The sequence below is a fragment of the Herbaspirillum sp. AP02 genome (assembly GCF_015767275.1).
Classification (GTDB): Bacteria; Pseudomonadota; Gammaproteobacteria; order Burkholderiales; family Burkholderiaceae_D; genus Herbaspirillum.
Genome location: NZ_JADWMY010000017.1, coordinates 1 through 14,640 on the forward strand (window position 1 = coordinate 1; position 14,640 = coordinate 14,640).

At 64.5% G+C, this 14,640-nt stretch carries 13 protein-coding genes; 7 read left to right on the top strand and 6 right to left on the bottom strand.

Annotation, left to right across the window (positions count from 1 at the left end):
• Positions 1–140 precede the first annotated feature (140 nt).
• Complete coding sequence (locus I5R65_RS23155; RefSeq protein WP_196872330.1) at positions 141–2,402, bottom strand: catecholate siderophore receptor Fiu; 2,262 nt, start codon at positions 2,400–2,402, stop codon at positions 141–143.
• Between the two features lie 336 nt (positions 2,403–2,738).
• Positions 2,739–3,557, bottom strand: coding sequence for an outer envelope protein (locus I5R65_RS23160; protein ID WP_180671115.1), 819 nt, complete (start codon positions 3,555–3,557; stop codon positions 2,739–2,741).
• Between the two features lie 311 nt (positions 3,558–3,868).
• Between I5R65_RS23160 and uraH the strand changes: the two genes are divergently transcribed.
• Positions 3,869–4,222 carry a hydroxyisourate hydrolase gene (gene uraH, locus I5R65_RS23165; protein ID WP_180671116.1) on the top strand — a complete coding sequence of 118 codons (354 nt, stop codon included), beginning with the start codon at positions 3,869–3,871 and terminating at the stop codon, positions 4,220–4,222.
• 115 nt (positions 4,223–4,337) lie between these two features.
• Here the strand turns inward: uraH and I5R65_RS23170 are convergent, their stop codons facing one another.
• Positions 4,338–4,898 (bottom strand): carbonate dehydratase, encoded by a 561-nt coding sequence (locus I5R65_RS23170; protein WP_180671117.1) that lies wholly within the window; start codon positions 4,896–4,898, stop codon positions 4,338–4,340.
• 325 nt (positions 4,899–5,223) lie between these two features.
• On the opposite strand from I5R65_RS23170, the gene I5R65_RS23175 reads away from it, so the two are divergent.
• The 5 genes from I5R65_RS23175 (at position 5,224) to I5R65_RS23195 (ending at position 10,949) form a co-directional block, all read left to right on the top strand.
• Entirely contained in the window at positions 5,224–5,943 is a 720-nt protein-coding gene (locus tag I5R65_RS23175; protein WP_180671118.1) for a cobalt ABC transporter substrate-binding protein, read from the top strand.
• A gap of 27 nt (positions 5,944–5,970) precedes the next feature.
• The gene (locus I5R65_RS23180; RefSeq protein WP_180671119.1) at positions 5,971–6,297 is read left to right on the top strand and encodes a DUF3649 domain-containing protein; all 327 of its coding nucleotides are present in this window, start codon (positions 5,971–5,973) and stop codon (positions 6,295–6,297) included.
• Positions 6,294–7,949: a PepSY-associated TM helix domain-containing protein gene (locus I5R65_RS23185; protein ID WP_370461027.1), complete on the top strand. Its 1,656-nt coding sequence runs from the start codon at positions 6,294–6,296 to the stop codon at positions 7,947–7,949. The genes I5R65_RS23180 and I5R65_RS23185 overlap by 4 nt, the downstream gene beginning before the upstream one ends.
• On the top strand, positions 7,946–8,308 hold the full coding sequence (locus I5R65_RS23190) for a DUF3325 domain-containing protein (RefSeq protein ID WP_180671120.1): 363 nt from the start codon (positions 7,946–7,948) through the stop codon (positions 8,306–8,308). Before I5R65_RS23185 ends, I5R65_RS23190 begins: the two co-directional genes overlap by 4 nt.
• A gap of 361 nt (positions 8,309–8,669) precedes the next feature.
• Complete coding sequence (locus tag I5R65_RS23195; protein WP_180671121.1) at positions 8,670–10,949, top strand: TonB-dependent receptor; 2,280 nt, start codon at positions 8,670–8,672, stop codon at positions 10,947–10,949.
• Between the two features lie 153 nt (positions 10,950–11,102).
• On the opposite strand, the gene I5R65_RS23200 is transcribed toward I5R65_RS23195, so the two are convergent.
• Positions 11,103–11,291, bottom strand: coding sequence for a hypothetical protein (locus I5R65_RS23200; RefSeq protein ID WP_180671122.1), 189 nt, complete (start codon positions 11,289–11,291; stop codon positions 11,103–11,105).
• A 243-nt stretch (positions 11,292–11,534) separates the two neighbouring features.
• Positions 11,535–12,476 carry a LysR family transcriptional regulator gene (locus I5R65_RS23205; protein ID WP_180671123.1) on the bottom strand — a complete coding sequence of 314 codons (942 nt, stop codon included), beginning with the start codon at positions 12,474–12,476 and terminating at the stop codon, positions 11,535–11,537.
• 161 nt (positions 12,477–12,637) lie between these two features.
• Here I5R65_RS23205 and I5R65_RS23210 point away from each other — a divergent pair, with 161 nt between their 5' ends.
• Positions 12,638–13,303 carry a peroxiredoxin-like family protein gene (locus tag I5R65_RS23210; RefSeq protein ID WP_180671124.1) on the top strand — a complete coding sequence of 222 codons (666 nt, stop codon included), beginning with the start codon at positions 12,638–12,640 and terminating at the stop codon, positions 13,301–13,303.
• Positions 13,304–13,316: 13 nt separating this feature from the next.
• Here I5R65_RS23210 and I5R65_RS23215 read toward each other — a convergent pair whose 3' ends face one another.
• Positions 13,317–14,633 (bottom strand): tetratricopeptide repeat protein, encoded by a 1,317-nt coding sequence (locus I5R65_RS23215; RefSeq protein ID WP_180671125.1) that lies wholly within the window; start codon positions 14,631–14,633, stop codon positions 13,317–13,319.
• Positions 14,634–14,640 lie beyond the last annotated feature (7 nt).

Sequence of the window (14,640 nt, forward strand, 5' to 3'; positions counted from 1 at the left end):
GGGGGAGAAGGAGTGGGCGGAGGGAGAGCGGTGACGACAGAACGTCGTCACCGGAAGCTTGGGGCCAGCTAGTTAGTTTGCTTCAGTTGGAATTAATCCAGAGTGAACTATCCTGCCCCGATTCAGCGCGATGTTGGCACCTAGAACTTGAAGTTGCCCGTCAGCGCAAAGGCGCGTGGAGCGCCCGGTGTGTAACGGTAGCCGCTCTTGTTGATGGAAGCCGCGTAGTCCTTGTTGAACAGATTGGTGACGTTGAACTGCAGGTCCACCGTCTTGTTGATCGCGTAGCCGGCCATGGCGTCGGCCACCAGGTAGGCCTCGGTCCCGGTGGGTGTGCCGATCGCGCCGTCACGTCCGCGCTGCAGACCGCCCGAATAGCGCAGGCCACCGCCCACCACGAAGCCCTGCGGCAGGCGCCAGCTGGCCCAACTGGTGAAGGATTGCCGGGGCGTGTAGTTCAGGATGTTCTCGCCGCTGGCGGTGACGATCTTGCCGCTCTCGACGCTGCTGTGCATGCGGCTGTAGCCGGCCGTCACCGACAGGTTGGGCGTCAGTTCGCCGCTCACGCCCAGTTCCACGCCCTGGTTGCGCTTCTTGCCGGTCTGGAAAAAGACGCCACTCTGCTCATCCTTCTCGATTTCGTTGCTGACCTCGGTGCGGAACAGGGCGGCGGTGAGCAGCAACTTGCGATCCAGGATTTCCCATTTGCTGCCGACTTCGGCGGTGCGGGTCTTCTGCGGCGCGTAGTCGGGGTTGGATGCGCTGTCCTTGCTGGCACTGAGGTTGAAATTGGCGCCGCCCGGCGGCTGCTGCGAAGTCGCCATCAGGGCGTAGAGGCTGCTGTTGCGGGTCGGCTTGAAGACGCCGGCCAGCTTCCAGTTCAGCAGCTTGCCGGAGGTCTTGAGTTCGCTGGGGCCGTTCTGGTTGAGGTTGAAGAAGCGGGTGCGATAGTGATCTTCGCGCAGGCCGACGGTGACGGAGAAGCGTTCATCGAACTTGACGGTGTCCAGCAGGTACAGCGAGGCAGTGTCGGTTTCGCCCTTGTTGCGGCCGCTGACGTTGATCCTGAGCTTGCTGTCGTCGAAACGCGGATCGGGCGCATACAGGTTGGCGTCCGGGCGCGGGCCGCCGCTGGCGGTGAAGGAAAGCGCATCCTGGCGTTCGCTGCTCAGTTCCAGTCCGCCCACCAGGGTGTGCTGCAGGGGGCCGGTAGCGAGCTCCGTGCTCACATGGGTCTGGTTGCTGAGGATGTGATTGGCCTGATCGCGCCGGTTGATCAGCTGGCGGCCCAGTAGCCAGGTGGAACGGTCGTTGATCGACGGCGTCTTCAGACCGGTGTCGAAGCGGCTGCTCTTCGCGCCCGTGGCGAGGAAGGAACTGAGGCGATAGTCCTGGTCGGTGCGGGCATAGCGGGTGCTGTTCTGCAGCTTCAGTCGGGGTGAGAAGTCATGCTCCACGCGCAGCGTGTACATGTCGGCGTTGACGCGGTCATAGTCGTCGATATGGCCGTAGAAGTTGCGCGGATTGACCTTGGGCGCCTGGCTCAGGAAGGGGCGCGCCGGGTCGGGCGAGCTGTAGCCGGGCAGGCCGATGGTGGAGACGCCGCCATCGGGGCGGTTGTCCTGCTGCATGTGGAGGTAGTTCAGGAAGATGCGGGTCGGGCCGTTCAGGCCCCAGGCCAGCGAGGGCGCGATGCCGTCGCGGCTGCTGTGGACTTCATGGCGACCCGGTACGCCGCTGTTCTGCTTCATCACATTCAGGCGCAGCGCCAGGCCGCGGTCGTTGTCCAGCACCCGGTTCCAGTCGACCGTGGCGCGCTTCTGGTTCCAGCTGCCGTAGGTGGCGGAGGCGCTCACCGCATCGGCCAGTTCGGGCTGCTTGGTGATCAGGTTGATGGAGCCGGTCGGCGAGCCACGCCCGTTGTCGGTGCCGGCCGGGCCTTTCAATACTTCCACCTGCTGCAGGTTGAAGACATCGCGCGAGATGGCGCCCAGGTCGCGCACGTTGTCCACGAAGATCGCGCCGGAGGCATCGAAGCCGCGCATGTAGACCGTGTCGCCGGTGCTGGTGCTGCCGTTCTCGCCGAGGAAGAACGTACCCACACCGGGCGTGTTGCGCAGCGCCTCGGTGAGCGAGGTGGCGCCTTGCTGTTCCATCAGCGGGCGCTTGATGATCTGCAGGGTTTGCGGGGTATCGACCAGCGGCTGGGTGTATTTGGGGGAGGCCGAACGCTCGGCCTTATAGGGCGATTCCCGGACGGCATCGACCTGCAGACCAGGTAGCTGGCTGCCGCCGGCCTGGGCATGGGCAGCCACGGCGGGCAGCAGCAGGGCGCCGGCGACGGCGGCGCGCAGGCGGGTAGGGGGGGGGGTGGGGTGTTTGCGACTCTTGATCAGGCTCATGTCAGGTTCCGAGAGAAGGGTTGCGAAATCTCTTGGCTGGCGATGAGGGGCGTGCGGGCGAGGCAGGCGTCGACGCCGCTCCTGCGCGCTTGCCGACGTGTGGCTGGCGATCAGATATCAGGGATGTCCGGCCGCTGGCTGGGAGACCTCATGGGTCATGGCAAGCCGGAACGGGCGAGTATAGGAAGCGGGGAGGGAAAAGGAACTCCTGCAAATTTCGATTTTTTGCAGGAGTTTTTGCGGGGTTTCTTGCTTGGCGAGATGAGATTGCCAGCTTCGTTTTTTGCAATCAGATTCGTCTGAAAGCACGAAGAAAATCCTGACGCGCCATGGCGATCAGAAGTGGTATTCCACCCGCACCATCGGCGTCTTGGCCAGCGAGCCGGGGACATTGGAGGGATTACCGAACTTGTTGCGCCAGTACTGGTATTCCAGCCCCAGGCGCAGGCTGTTCTTGCCCATGCCCAGGCGGCTGCCGAGGTCATACATCAACTGGGTATCGATGTTGAATTCGGGGGCGGTGGCGCCGCCGAATTCATTCCTGCCTTTGGCGGCGATGTAGTTCAGGTAGCCTTCGAAGCCCCAGCCGGAACTGCCCAGCGGGATGCCCCAGGCCAGGTTCAGCATGGGGTGCGTGTCATAGCTGTAGCGGCTGCTGATGCCCTTGGGCTGGTTGCTCTCGAACAGGGCCAGCAGGCTCACGTTGAGAAAACCGGGGACATCCATCATCAGGGTCGGGCCGATGACCCACATGCGCTTCTTGGAGGCGTAGCTGTTGTCGTTCTTGGTATTCCAGTCCAGGCCCAGGGTCAGGCCGACGCCGCGTGCCGGGCCGAAAGCCAGATCGCGGCCGCTGATCTTGCCCAGGTCCAGGGTGTGGCGGTAGGTGAGATAGGCTTCCTGGGCATTGTCGTCCTTGCGGTCGGACATCAGCAGGTCGATGTTGAGGAAGTTGGTGCCGTACCGGTAGCCGCTGCTGTGGGTGAAGTTGAGGATGTTCTTGCTGATGTCCTGGTTGTTGTAGGGTTCGGCAAAGCGGGTGCCGTAGCGATAGCCGATGGCATTGTCGGACCAGTCGGCGGCGTGGGCGGCGGTGGCCGACAGCGCCAGGAAACAGGCCAGTGAGGTGCGCCGGGGCAGGAATGGGATGGGCATGAAGTCTCCTCCAGTAAGTGGATAAAATTTTTATAGAGATATTGTCGTCGTGAGGTACGGCACCGGCATGGATGGGCCGGCAGGCCGGTCTGGCAGGGCGCTCCTGTTGGGAGCGTTGGCATGGCGGCGGGGTGGATCGGCGCTGCGGCCTGCATCGGGTGTCTTCCCCGATTTGGCGGCGGCAGCGCGGTAAGGCATTATGTCCGCTGCATCGATGGCGGGTATAAGCGCACTCGTATAGGCATCGCCGCCGGTCGGTATATCATCGGCCGGCATCGCAACATCCAATCAGACAGGGAAAGGACAGCAACATGGGCAAACTGAGCACGCACGTGCTGGATATCACCAGGGGCAAGCCCGGCGCGGGCGTGAAGCTGGTGCTGTATGCGGTCGAGGAGGGACGCAAGACCCTGCTCAGGCAGGCCGTCACCAACAGCGATGGCCGCTGCGACGAACCGCTGCTGGCCGGCGACGCACTCAAGGTCGGCAAGTATGAACTGGTGTTTGCGGCCGGCGATTACTTCGCCGCCCAGGGCGTGGAGCTGCCGCAACCGCGCTTCGTCGATGAGGTGGTGATCGCCTTTGGCATTGCTGACGTGACGCAGAACTATCATGTGCCGCTGGTGGTGTCGCCGTGGGCGTATTCGACTTATCGCGGGAGTTGATCGGCACAAGCTGATGCATCAATGCGGTCGATAAAAAATCCGGTCTTCGCAAGAAGCCGGATTTTTTGTTGGGCGCGTGGTTCCGAGGGAGACCAGCGCGCCGAGAGCGCGGAAATCAGAACTCGTTCTGCAATTTCTTGTAGCCCAGCACCAGTTCATTGTTGGTGCGTGCCACGTCTTCCGAGAATTCCGATGCCGCCACCGTCACGCGGGGGATGGTGGAGAGGTCGGTCTTGGGACCGATGCGTTCGGTGGAGGGGACGTAGAAACCCGGCGGCAGGTCGCAGCCATCGACCACGGCGTTGTGACGCACCACGCAGCCGGCACCGATGCTGCAATTGAACAGCACGCTGTTGAAGCCGATGAAGGCATCGTCGCCCACCGTACAGGGGCCATGCACGATGGCACGGTGGGCGATGGAGGTGCGCTCGCCGATGGTGACGGCCGCACCCGATTTGGAGTGGATCACCACGCCATCCTGGATGTTGGAGTGGGCGCCGATGATGATGGGCTCCATTTCACCATGGGCATCGACCTCGTCGGCGCGGATCACGGCGTAGGGACCGATGAAGACATTCTCATGCACGATCACCTTGCCGCACAGGATGGCGGTGTGGTCGACATAGGCGGATTCGTGGACTTGGGGCCGGTGGCCGGATGGGTTGCGGCGAAGCATGGATCGGTTTCTCCTGGGGATGCGGTGGTGCGGGGCGCCGGCGCAGTCGGGGACAGAGGCATGCGCGGCGACGCGTTCAAGCGGGGAGCGATCATACCCTGTTTGTTTCGGTCCGCCCACCGCCTCACGGGGCAGGACTTGTCCTGCGGCATCGGACGCAATATAATTGATAATCATTCTCAAATAATAATCAATCCTGTCGGGCCATCACCCGCGCCAAATGCAAGGGCGAACGGCAGCTGTTTGCGCAGCACGCTGATGCTCGTTTTTGATGTCCATGCTCCGCTTGCCCACCTACACAACATCACTCGAAAGGAATTCCTTCATGAAGCGTTTGGCGATCGTCTCCGGCCTGTTCACCTCCCTGTTGCTGGCCCTGCCGGCGGGGGCGCACCAGGTCTGGCTGCAGCAGGACGGCAAGCAGGCGAAACTGTATTTCGGCGAATTCGGCGACAACCTGCGCGAAGTCTCGCCCGGGCTGCTGGACAAGTTCGTCTCGCCCAGCGCAGTGCTGATCGGCCCGCAGGGCGACCGTACCCTGGAACTGAGCAAGGCGGCCAATGCCTTCAATCTGTCGGCCAGCGCCGGCAAGGGCGAATCCATCGTGGCCGAGGATGCCCACTACCCGGTCTTCGAGAACAAGCACGCCACCCCGCCCACCCGCACTGCCTGGACCCCGGCAGCACGTCTGGTGACTTCCCAGCAGGCCCAGGAGCCGCGCCTGGCGCTGGACATCGTCCCCACCGGCAAGCCCGGCCAGTTCAAGGTCAGCTACAAGAACGCCGCGCTGCCCAAGGCCAAGGTCGGTCTGGTGACGCCCTCGGGCTGGATGAAGGAAGCCCATTCCGACGCCGAAGGCCTGGTGCAGTTCGACCTGCCCTGGCAGGGGGTGTACGTTGCCGAGGTGCACCACACCGACAAGACCGCAGGTGAACGCGACGGCAAGCCCTATGACATCGCCAGCTTCGTGACCACCCTGTCGCTGGTCCAGCCCAAGGGCCTGAAGGCCTTGCCGGCGGCACCTGCGGCCACGCCCAACAAGTAAGCCGGGCGTCCTCCTTCCATGGCAAGCATGAAACCGATTTCTTCCAGCGGCCCGGCCTTGCGTGGCCCGACCTTGCGCTATCGCCTGGCCGTGTTCTCCCGCGCCTTGGCCGCCGTCGGTGGCGGTTATGGGGTCAGCACGCTCAGTACGATGGTGTTGGCGCGCCTGCTGCCGATGGCGCCGGCCGACGCGGTGATGACGGCGACCATGCTGTCCTTCGCCATCTTCACCTGCGCCGTGATCTGGGTCTTTGCCGCGCGTAGCGCTGCGCAGTCCTGGCTGGGGCTGGCGCTGCCGGCGCTGTTGCTGGCCTTGGTGGCCTGGCTGACCGGAATCAGGAGCGTGCTGCCGTGAGGGAGGGGTTCCGACAATCGATGGCCTGGCTGCATACCTGGTGCGGTTTGCTGGTGTGCTGGGTGCTGCTGCTGGTGTTTGCCGGCGGCACGGCCAGTTATTACAAGGAAGAGATCAGCCTGTGGATGATGCCGGAGCTGCACGGCACCCGTTCGGCACCGGTGCCGCAGGCCCAGGCCATCGAGCATGCGGTGGCCTATCTGCAGCAGAAGGCGCCCCGGGCCGAGCGCTGGTTCATCACCCTGCCGGCCGAGCGCAGCGTGGCCATGCGGGTGGGTTGGGTGGCGCCGGCTGGCGATGGCATGGGCGGCCAGGGCGGCAGCGCGCGCAGCCGCTTCAAGAGCGAGCGCATCGACGCCGCCACCGGCCAGCCACTGGCGCAGGTGCGCGAGACGCGGGGTGGCGAGTTCCTGTACCGCCTGCATTTCGACCTGCACTACATGCCGGTGCAATGGGCGCGCTGGATCGTGAGCATCTGCGCGCTGTTCATGCTGGTGGCCATCATCAGCGGGGTGATCACGCACAAGCGCATCTTCAAGGATTTCTTCACCTTCCGCCCTCACAAGGGGCAGCGCTCCTGGCTCGACGCCCACAATGCCACGGCGGTGCTGGCGCTGCCGTTCCATCTGATGATCACCTATACCGGGCTGGTCACACTGATGTTCATGATCATGCCCTGGGGCGTGCAGAGCGCCTATCGCGACAAGGGCGGCGAGACCGCCTTCTTCGAGACCGTGTTCCCCGGCACCGCCGGTCGCGTCAAGCCGGCCGGGGTAGCGGCGCCGCTCACCGCGCTGGCACCGCTGGCGGCCCAGGCGCAGCAGCACTGGCAGGGCGCGCCACTGGCCGTGCTGGTGGTCAACAACCCGGGCGACGCCAAGGCCACCGTGGTCATCACGCGGCAGAAGATGAGCACGCTTTCCTCCCTGCAACCGGGGCTGATGTACCAGGGCGTCACGGGTGAACGGCTGGCCGCCTACGGCGACGATCCCAGTGCCACCGCCGTCACCCGGGGCGCACTGTATGGCCTGCATCTGGCGCATTTCGCCGATCCGTGGTTGCGGGCGCTGTTCTTCCTGTGCGGCCTGTCGGGCTACCTGATGGTGGCCAGCGGCGCCTTGCTGTGGGCGGTCAAGACGCGCCAGAAAGAGGCCAAGGCCATCGCCGGCGGCGCACGCGCCAGCATCGGCCTGCGACTGGTGGAGGCGCTCAACATCGGCGCCATCGCCGGCCTGCCGATCGCCTTGGCCAGCTACTTCTGGGCCAACCGCCTGCTGCCGCTGGAGTTGCACCAGCGCGCGCAGATGGAAATCAACCTCTTCTTCGCTGCCTGGGCGGTGGCGGCGGTGCTGGCGCAAGTGCGACCGGACCTGCGCATGTGGCGCCTGCAACTGGGGCTGGGTGCGGCACTGTTCATCGGTCTCCCGCTGCTCAACGTGTTCACCACGCAATCTCACCTGGGGGTGACGTTGTTGCTGGGCCGTGGTCCCTGGCCCGTGGCGGGGTTCGATCTCACCGTGCTGGCGCTGGGGATTGCCCTGGCAATGGCAGAACGGGTACTGGCGCGGCGCCAGCGCAAGCGCCAGGATGGCCTGCAGGCCGCGCCGGTCAAGTCCAGGGTCGAGCGCGATCCCGTGGAGGAAACAGCATGACGGCCTTCGGATTCCTGCTCGCGCTGGGCCTGGCCTACTGCGCCTGGAGCGCCCTGGCACTGGCCATGGACCGGCACTATGCCGAGCTGCACGGACGCGGCGCCGAGCCCGCACCGCCGGTGCGTCGTCGCCTGCGGCAACTGGGTGTGCTGGGTCTGGTGGCGAGCCTGGCGGTGACGATGCGCATGCAAGGCTGGAGCGTGGGGATGGTGGCTGGCCTGGGGGTGTTGACCCTGTCGGCGCTGCTGCAGGTACTGGCCCTGACCTACTGGCCTACCCGCGGACCGGCGTTGACGCGGGCGGTCCTGTTTGGGCTGCCGGTCCTGCTGCTGTTGTGGGTGATGGAAAATCTGTTTTGATGTGCTGCCCGGGACGGTGCTCCCACGCAGGTGTGGAGCGTATTGCGCGCAGCCGGTTTGATTTGGATTAAGGGTCGGCTTGCCAAATTCGGGTCCAATCTCAACTCCTCTCTGTTGTATTTGCGGGCTGCGGCAATATGTCGCAGCCCTTTTTTTTCGCCATGCGCTGTTGCTAAGGTCTTGTGCGGAAAGGACATTTGCGTCGCCCGTACAGCTTCTTTCCGGCCGGCAGCATGGCACTGGTGCCGCAGCAGGCGGGCTGCGTGATAGATTCCGGCGATGAAAAAAAGGGGAGTGCGAACGCCGAGGCGGTCGCGGGTGCGACTGCGCGTACTACCCCGACAATCAGATCGACCTCGCCATGAACTCACCACACCTTCGCCCTGCCCGGTCACGCCTGCAGCGCCATCCACTGATGCTGGCCATCCTCTGCGCCTGGAGCAGTACCGCCCTGGCCCAGCAAGCCGACGGCGACAACGCGGGCCTGCCCACCGTCGAGGTGCGCGGCAGTGGCTCGGTGGCCGAACGCAAGCAATTGCCGCAGACCAGTTCCAGTGTCACCGCCGACACCGCCGCCGAGAGCATCAACGTCACCGACAGTTCCGATGCCTTGAAATACCTGCCCAGCCTGTCGGTGCGCAAGCGCTACATCGGTGATACGCAGTCGCCGCTGGCCACCCGCACCACCGGCGTGAATGCCAGTGCGCGCAGTCTCATCTATGCCGACGGCATCCTGCTCTCGGCCTTGGTGAACAACAACAACGGCAACGGTTCGCCCCGCTGGTTCATGGTGGCGCCGGAAGAGATCGCCCGCATCGATGTGATGTATGGCCCCTTCGCTGCCGAGTATCCGGGCAACTCCTACGGTGCCGTCACCGAGATCACCACCCGCATGCCGGAGCAGTTCGAGGCCAGTATCAAGGCGCAATATGCGCAGCAGGATTTCAGCCACTACGGCGCCTCCGGCACCTATCGCGCCCAGGAATACAACGTCGGGCTGGGCGATCGCAGCGGCGCGCTGGCGTGGCGCTTCTCGGTCAATCATCTGGACAGCTATTCGCAGCCGGTGACCTATGTCACCGCCACCAGCGCGCCGGCCGGCACCAGCGGCGCCGTGCCCACGCAAGACCGCACCGGCAAGAACCTCTACATCCTGGGGGCGTCCGGCCTGACCCACACGGTGCAGGACACGGCGCACCTGAAGCTCTCCTACGATCTCACGTCCACGCTCACGGCGACCTATACGCTGGGCTTCTGGCAAAACCAGGCCAACGCCAATCCGCAGACCTTCCTGCGCAATGCTGCCGGGGCGCCCGCGTACACCAGCGGATTTTCCAGCAATGACGTGGACCAGCAACAATGGATGCAGGGACTGGAACTGCGCAGCAAGACCGGTGGCCAATGGGATTGGCAACTGGCGGCCTCCACCCTGTCGGCCTCGCGTGACCTGACCCGCACCTCCACCGCGACCTTCCCCGCTGGCCAGAGCGGTGGCGCCGGCACCATTGCCGATGCCAGCGGCACCGGCTGGAGCACGCTCGATGCCAAGGGCATCTGGCGCCCCGAAGGCAGTGCGCAGGTGATCAGCTTCGGCGGCCACTACGACCGTTACACCCTTGCCACGCCCACCTGGAACACCAGCAACTGGATCAGCGGCGGCAATGCCGCACTGTTTTCCGATTCGCGTGGCAAGACCGAGACCTCGGCGCTGTGGGCGCAGGATGTCTGGCGCTTCGCACCGGCCTGGAAAGCCACGCTGGGTGCGCGGTATGAATGGTGGCGTGCCTTCGATGGCTACAATTATTCGACCTCGGGCAGCACCGGTTTCGGGTTCAATCAGCCGCAGATCAACCACAGCGGTCTCTCACCCAAGGCCTCGCTGGCCTGGGCCTTTGCCGACGACTGGCTGGCCACGCTGTCGCTCGGTCGCGCCCTGCGCTTCCCGACCGTGGGTGAGCTTTACCAGAACGTCCAGCAGGGCAGCATCTATCTGCAGGCCAATCCCAATCTCAAGCCCGAGAAGGTCTGGTCCAGTGAACTGGCCATCGAAAAGCAGCTGCAACAGGGGCTGGGCAAGTGGCGCGTATCGCTATTCGAAGAGCGGGTGGCCGATGCCCTGATCTCGCAGACCTCGACCATCGGCAGTGGCGTGGCCTCCTTTACGCAGAACGTCGACCGCACCCGCCAGCGCGGCATCGAAGCGGCCTTCGAGCGCAACAACCTGCTGCTGCGCGGCTTTTCCCTCAATGGCAGCCTGACCTGGGTCGATGCCCGGATCCTGGAAAACAAGGGCTACGTCGCCACCACCCCGGGCGCCAGTTCGGTGGGCAAGCGCACGCCCTATGTCCCCGAGTGGCGCGCCACGCTGGTGGCCAGCTACCAGCCTGACGACCGCTGGACCTATACGCTGGCCGGGCGTTACAGCGGCCGCGTCTACGCCACGGTGGACAATACCGACATCAACACCCATACCTATCAGGGTTTCGATGGTTATACCGTCTTCGATGCCCGGGTGCGGTATCGCTTCGACCAGCACTGGAGCGGGGCCTTGGGGGTGGATAACCTGACCAACCGGGACTATTTCCTGTTCCACCCGTTCCCGCAGCGCACGGTCTTTGCCGAGCTCAAGTATGACTTCTGAGGGGAGGCGTATGGCTGTGTACGGGATCTGCTGCGGGCTAGGGCGGGGCCGATGTCTTTATTGGCCGGCTGGCGACCCGGGGGACAGGCTGTCTGGGGAGGGAGCGGGGCCGGCCCAAGGGCTACCGGCCACCGCTTGAGCGGGCTTCGCGCTTCAGTTGCCGCGGGCCTTGTCGATGGTTTCGCGAGCAGCGTCCATCAGGGCGGCCGGTTCGGGGGCATTGGATTCCAGGTAGGAGTTTTCCAGTGTCACCGAAAGATTGCTCATCTTCTCCGATAACTCTGCCAATGCCACGCTGAGCTCACACATCAGGGCCGAGATGTTTTTGGGGGACTGCGTCATGCCGTTTTCCTTTCAGATGTCGCACCATGACCGCTGTGCAAAACCCGGGGCAGGTTCATCGCGCATGCAGGCTGGTACGTACCAATCGATTACGTCGTGAGCTTCGGCTATTCTAAGTCAAGCCGAATGCTGGTACGACCACCGACCTGAATAAAAGTGCGACAAAAGTGCCGGCCAGGTGCAGGCTTGTTGTGCTGCGGACATGGAGTTTTCTTCAGCGTTGCTACAACGGCATGCGAACGTTCAGGCGCCTTGCCCTGCTGAGATGCCAGATGCCGGCTCGCCCCCGGAGTCAGGGGGAGGGGCCTGCAGCAGCATGATTTCCTCGACGAAACCGGCAAACGCCCTGGCCTTGGCCGTGGCCATGCGCCCGGTGGGAAACACCGCCCATAGCGCGATCTCGGGCAGCGACCAGTCAGGCAGCAGGCGCTGCACGCTGCCATCGGCCAGTTCGGGCGCGAACATCCAGTCGGAGGCGATGGTTAGCCCGATGCCGGCCAGCACTCCCGCCCGGATTCCCTCGGCGGCATTGAAGCGTACTCGTCCACTTACCAATACCGACACTTCGCTGCCTTCCCGCGTGAAGGTCCAGACATTGCTCAATTGGCTGAAGACCAATGTTTCGTGGGCCGACAGGTCGGCCGGTACCCGTGGGGCGTCAATCTGCTTCAGGTAACTGGCACTGGCCAGCACGGAACGCCGGCTGGTGGCCAGCTTGCGCGCGACCACGCCAGAGTCGGCCAGGCTGCCCATGCGCAGCGAGACGTCGATGCCTTCGGCGATCAGGTCGATGGTGCGGTCGTCCAGAATCACATCGACCTCCAGCCCGGGATGGCGTGCCAGGAAATGCGGCAGGTGGGGAATCACGAACAGTCGCGCGAAGGTCGGCGCGGCAGAAATGCGCAGCCGCCCGAACAGGCCGGCACCGGCGCCCCGGGCGGCCAGTTCGGCTTCGTCGGCTTCCTGGATCGCCAGGCGGGCACGCTCGTAGAAACGCAGTCCGGCTTCGGTTGGCGTGAGTCCATGGGTGGAGCGCAGCAGCAACTTGACCTGCAGCTTGTCTTCCAGCTGCGCCACGGTCTTGGAGACGGCCGGTTGCCCCACGCCCAGTACCCGCGCCGCGCCGGAAAAGGATCCAGCCTCCACTACCCGCACAAAACTGGTCATTGCCTGCAAGCGATCCATATGCCACCCATTCCTGTTTGGAATGAGCATTATAGCCGGCAGCTATCTGCCATTCCTGTCGATGGGGGAACAGAATGCATTCCATCGGCTGGCGCACAAACCACCGGTCGCCACACTGCAAGACCCACTCAACCCCAGCAACAGGAAACAGGAGCTTCATCATGACTTTGCAAGACCGACTCGACGCATTCAAGGCTGACTTCGTGGCCGGCAAGCCGCCCTATAACGTGCCGCCCGCCGTGATCGCCACCATGCAGCGCGCCACCGACGAACTGATCGCCTCGGGCGCGGCGCAACGCGCGCTCAAGGCCGGTGACCGCGCACCCGATTTCGTCCTGCCCGACCCCGAGGGCAAGCCGGTGTCGTCCACCGAACTGCTGGCCAGGGGGCCGCTGGTGCTGAGCTTCTACCGCGGCGTCTGGTGCCCCTACTGCAACATGGAGTTGCAGGCGCTGCAGGAGGCACTGCCGGCCATGCGCGAACTGGGTGCCAGCCTGGTGGCGATCTCGCCGCAGTTGCCGGCCAACAGCCGCAAGGCAGTGCGTCAGAATGCGCTGGAATTCCCCATCCTGTCGGATAGCCACAATGAAGTGGCGGCCGCCTTCGGCCTGCGCTTCACCTTGCCTGACTACCTGGTGCAGCTCTATCAGTCGCTCAAGAACGACCTGCCGGCCTTCAATGGCGACCCGGGCTGGACCCTGCCGATGCCGGCGCGCTATGTGATTGGTCGCGATGGGGTCATCGTCTACGCCGAAGTCAATCCCGACTACACGCGTCGCCCCGATCCCGCCGACATGCTGCCGGCCATTCGCCAGGCTGCTCTCTGAGCTGAGGACAGTGTCAGTGCCGGGCCAGCACGACCAGGCCCGGCACCGCTTGCTGCATTTCCACGCGCAGGCTTTCTTCGCGGATCAGCAGCGGCTGCAGGCCGGCAGTGCGCAGGCAGCCTTCGAGGTAGGCGCGCTGGTGGCGGAAGCGACCACTGGCGTGGAGATGGTAGGGCGCGGCCTGTTCGCTGTCGGCCAGTTCCACGGTGAGGAACAGGTGTCCGCCCTGGCGCAGCGATTGCGCGGCGGCGCTGAAGAAAGCGTCCAGCTGACCGCAGTAGATCAGCACATCGCACGCCACGACGAGGTCGTAGTGTCGTGCATGCGCGTTCATCCATTCGCTCACTTCTGCCTGTGCCAGATGGGCATAGTTGTGATGCCGGGCGGCGTGGCCCAGCATGTTGGGCGACAGGTCTATCCCTTCCAGCCGGCCCGCATAGGGCGCCAGTACCGGTGCGCACAGGCCCGTGCCACAGCCGGCGTCCAGTACGTCGAGCGCTGCCTGCGGTGGTGGCAGCTCGGCCTGCAATACCGTGGCCAATACCTGCGGGCCACGATATTCCAGATGCGATACGAGGTTGCTGTCGAAGTGATCGGCATAGTCATCGAAGCGACGCACGATGTAGTCACGCGGCACCGTCTCGCTGGGCAGGCCGGCATAGGCCGCATGCATGTGGGTGGCGATGGGATGGCCGGGTTCTTCCAGCAGCCACTGGCGGCAGACCTCGGCCGCCTGCTGCGGCTGCCCGAGGAAGTAGTGGGAAATGGCCAGCAGCTCGTGAGACTTGCCTTCATGCGGTGGCAAGACATAGGCCATGCACTGGTAGCGCGAACTGAGCATGCGCTCCCCGGCCTGGCCGTACAGTTCTGCCAGCTGGTGCATGGCGGGCGCCAGTTGCGGATCGTTGGCCAGGGCCCGTTCACAGGCGCCGATGGCCTCCTCGTTCTTGCCCTGGGCGCGCAGGGCGGCACCCAGGTTGTTCCATAGCTGCGCGTTGTCCGGACGCAGGGCGAGGGCGTCGTCGTAGGACCTTGCCGCCGCTGCGAACTGCTGGCAGGCGAACAGCACATTGCCCAGGTCGTTGCACCAGTCGGCATCGGGCGCTGCCAGGTCGGCGGCCTGATGCATCAGGGCCAGGCCTTCATCATGCTGGCCGCGCTGGTGCAGCAATACCCCCAGGTAGTGCAGTGCCGCCGCGTGGTGTTCGTCGAGCTCCAGCAGCAGGCGATAGTCGTCTTCGGCATCGTCCAGGCGGCCGGCGGCGTGATGGGCGAATGCGGACGTGAAGCTTTGTTCGACCATGTCTTGCAGTGCGTTTGAATGTGCCATGTGGGGG

Coding starts and splice junctions, on each gene's coding strand:
- I5R65_RS23190 (WP_180671120.1), top strand. CDS start 7,946: ATGACGGCCTTCGGATTCCTGCTCGCGCTGGGCCTGGCCTACTGCGCC.
- I5R65_RS23215 (WP_180671125.1), bottom strand. CDS start 14,633: ATGGCACATTCAAACGCACTGCAAGACATGGTCGAACAAAGCTTCACG.
- I5R65_RS23210 (WP_180671124.1), top strand. CDS start 12,638: ATGACTTTGCAAGACCGACTCGACGCATTCAAGGCTGACTTCGTGGCC.
- I5R65_RS23200 (WP_180671122.1), bottom strand. CDS start 11,291: ATGACGCAGTCCCCCAAAAACATCTCGGCCCTGATGTGTGAGCTCAGC.
- I5R65_RS23180 (WP_180671119.1), top strand. CDS start 5,971: ATGAAACCGATTTCTTCCAGCGGCCCGGCCTTGCGTGGCCCGACCTTG.
- uraH (WP_180671116.1), top strand. CDS start 3,869: ATGGGCAAACTGAGCACGCACGTGCTGGATATCACCAGGGGCAAGCCC.
- I5R65_RS23160 (WP_180671115.1), bottom strand. CDS start 3,557: ATGCCCATCCCATTCCTGCCCCGGCGCACCTCACTGGCCTGTTTCCTG.
- I5R65_RS23175 (WP_180671118.1), top strand. CDS start 5,224: ATGAAGCGTTTGGCGATCGTCTCCGGCCTGTTCACCTCCCTGTTGCTG.
- I5R65_RS23195 (WP_180671121.1), top strand. CDS start 8,670: ATGAACTCACCACACCTTCGCCCTGCCCGGTCACGCCTGCAGCGCCAT.
- I5R65_RS23170 (WP_180671117.1), bottom strand. CDS start 4,898: ATGCTTCGCCGCAACCCATCCGGCCACCGGCCCCAAGTCCACGAATCC.
- I5R65_RS23155 (WP_196872330.1), bottom strand. CDS start 2,402: ATGAGCCTGATCAAGAGTCGCAAACACCCCACCCCCCCCCCTACCCGC.
- I5R65_RS23205 (WP_180671123.1), bottom strand. CDS start 12,476: ATGGATCGCTTGCAGGCAATGACCAGTTTTGTGCGGGTAGTGGAGGCT.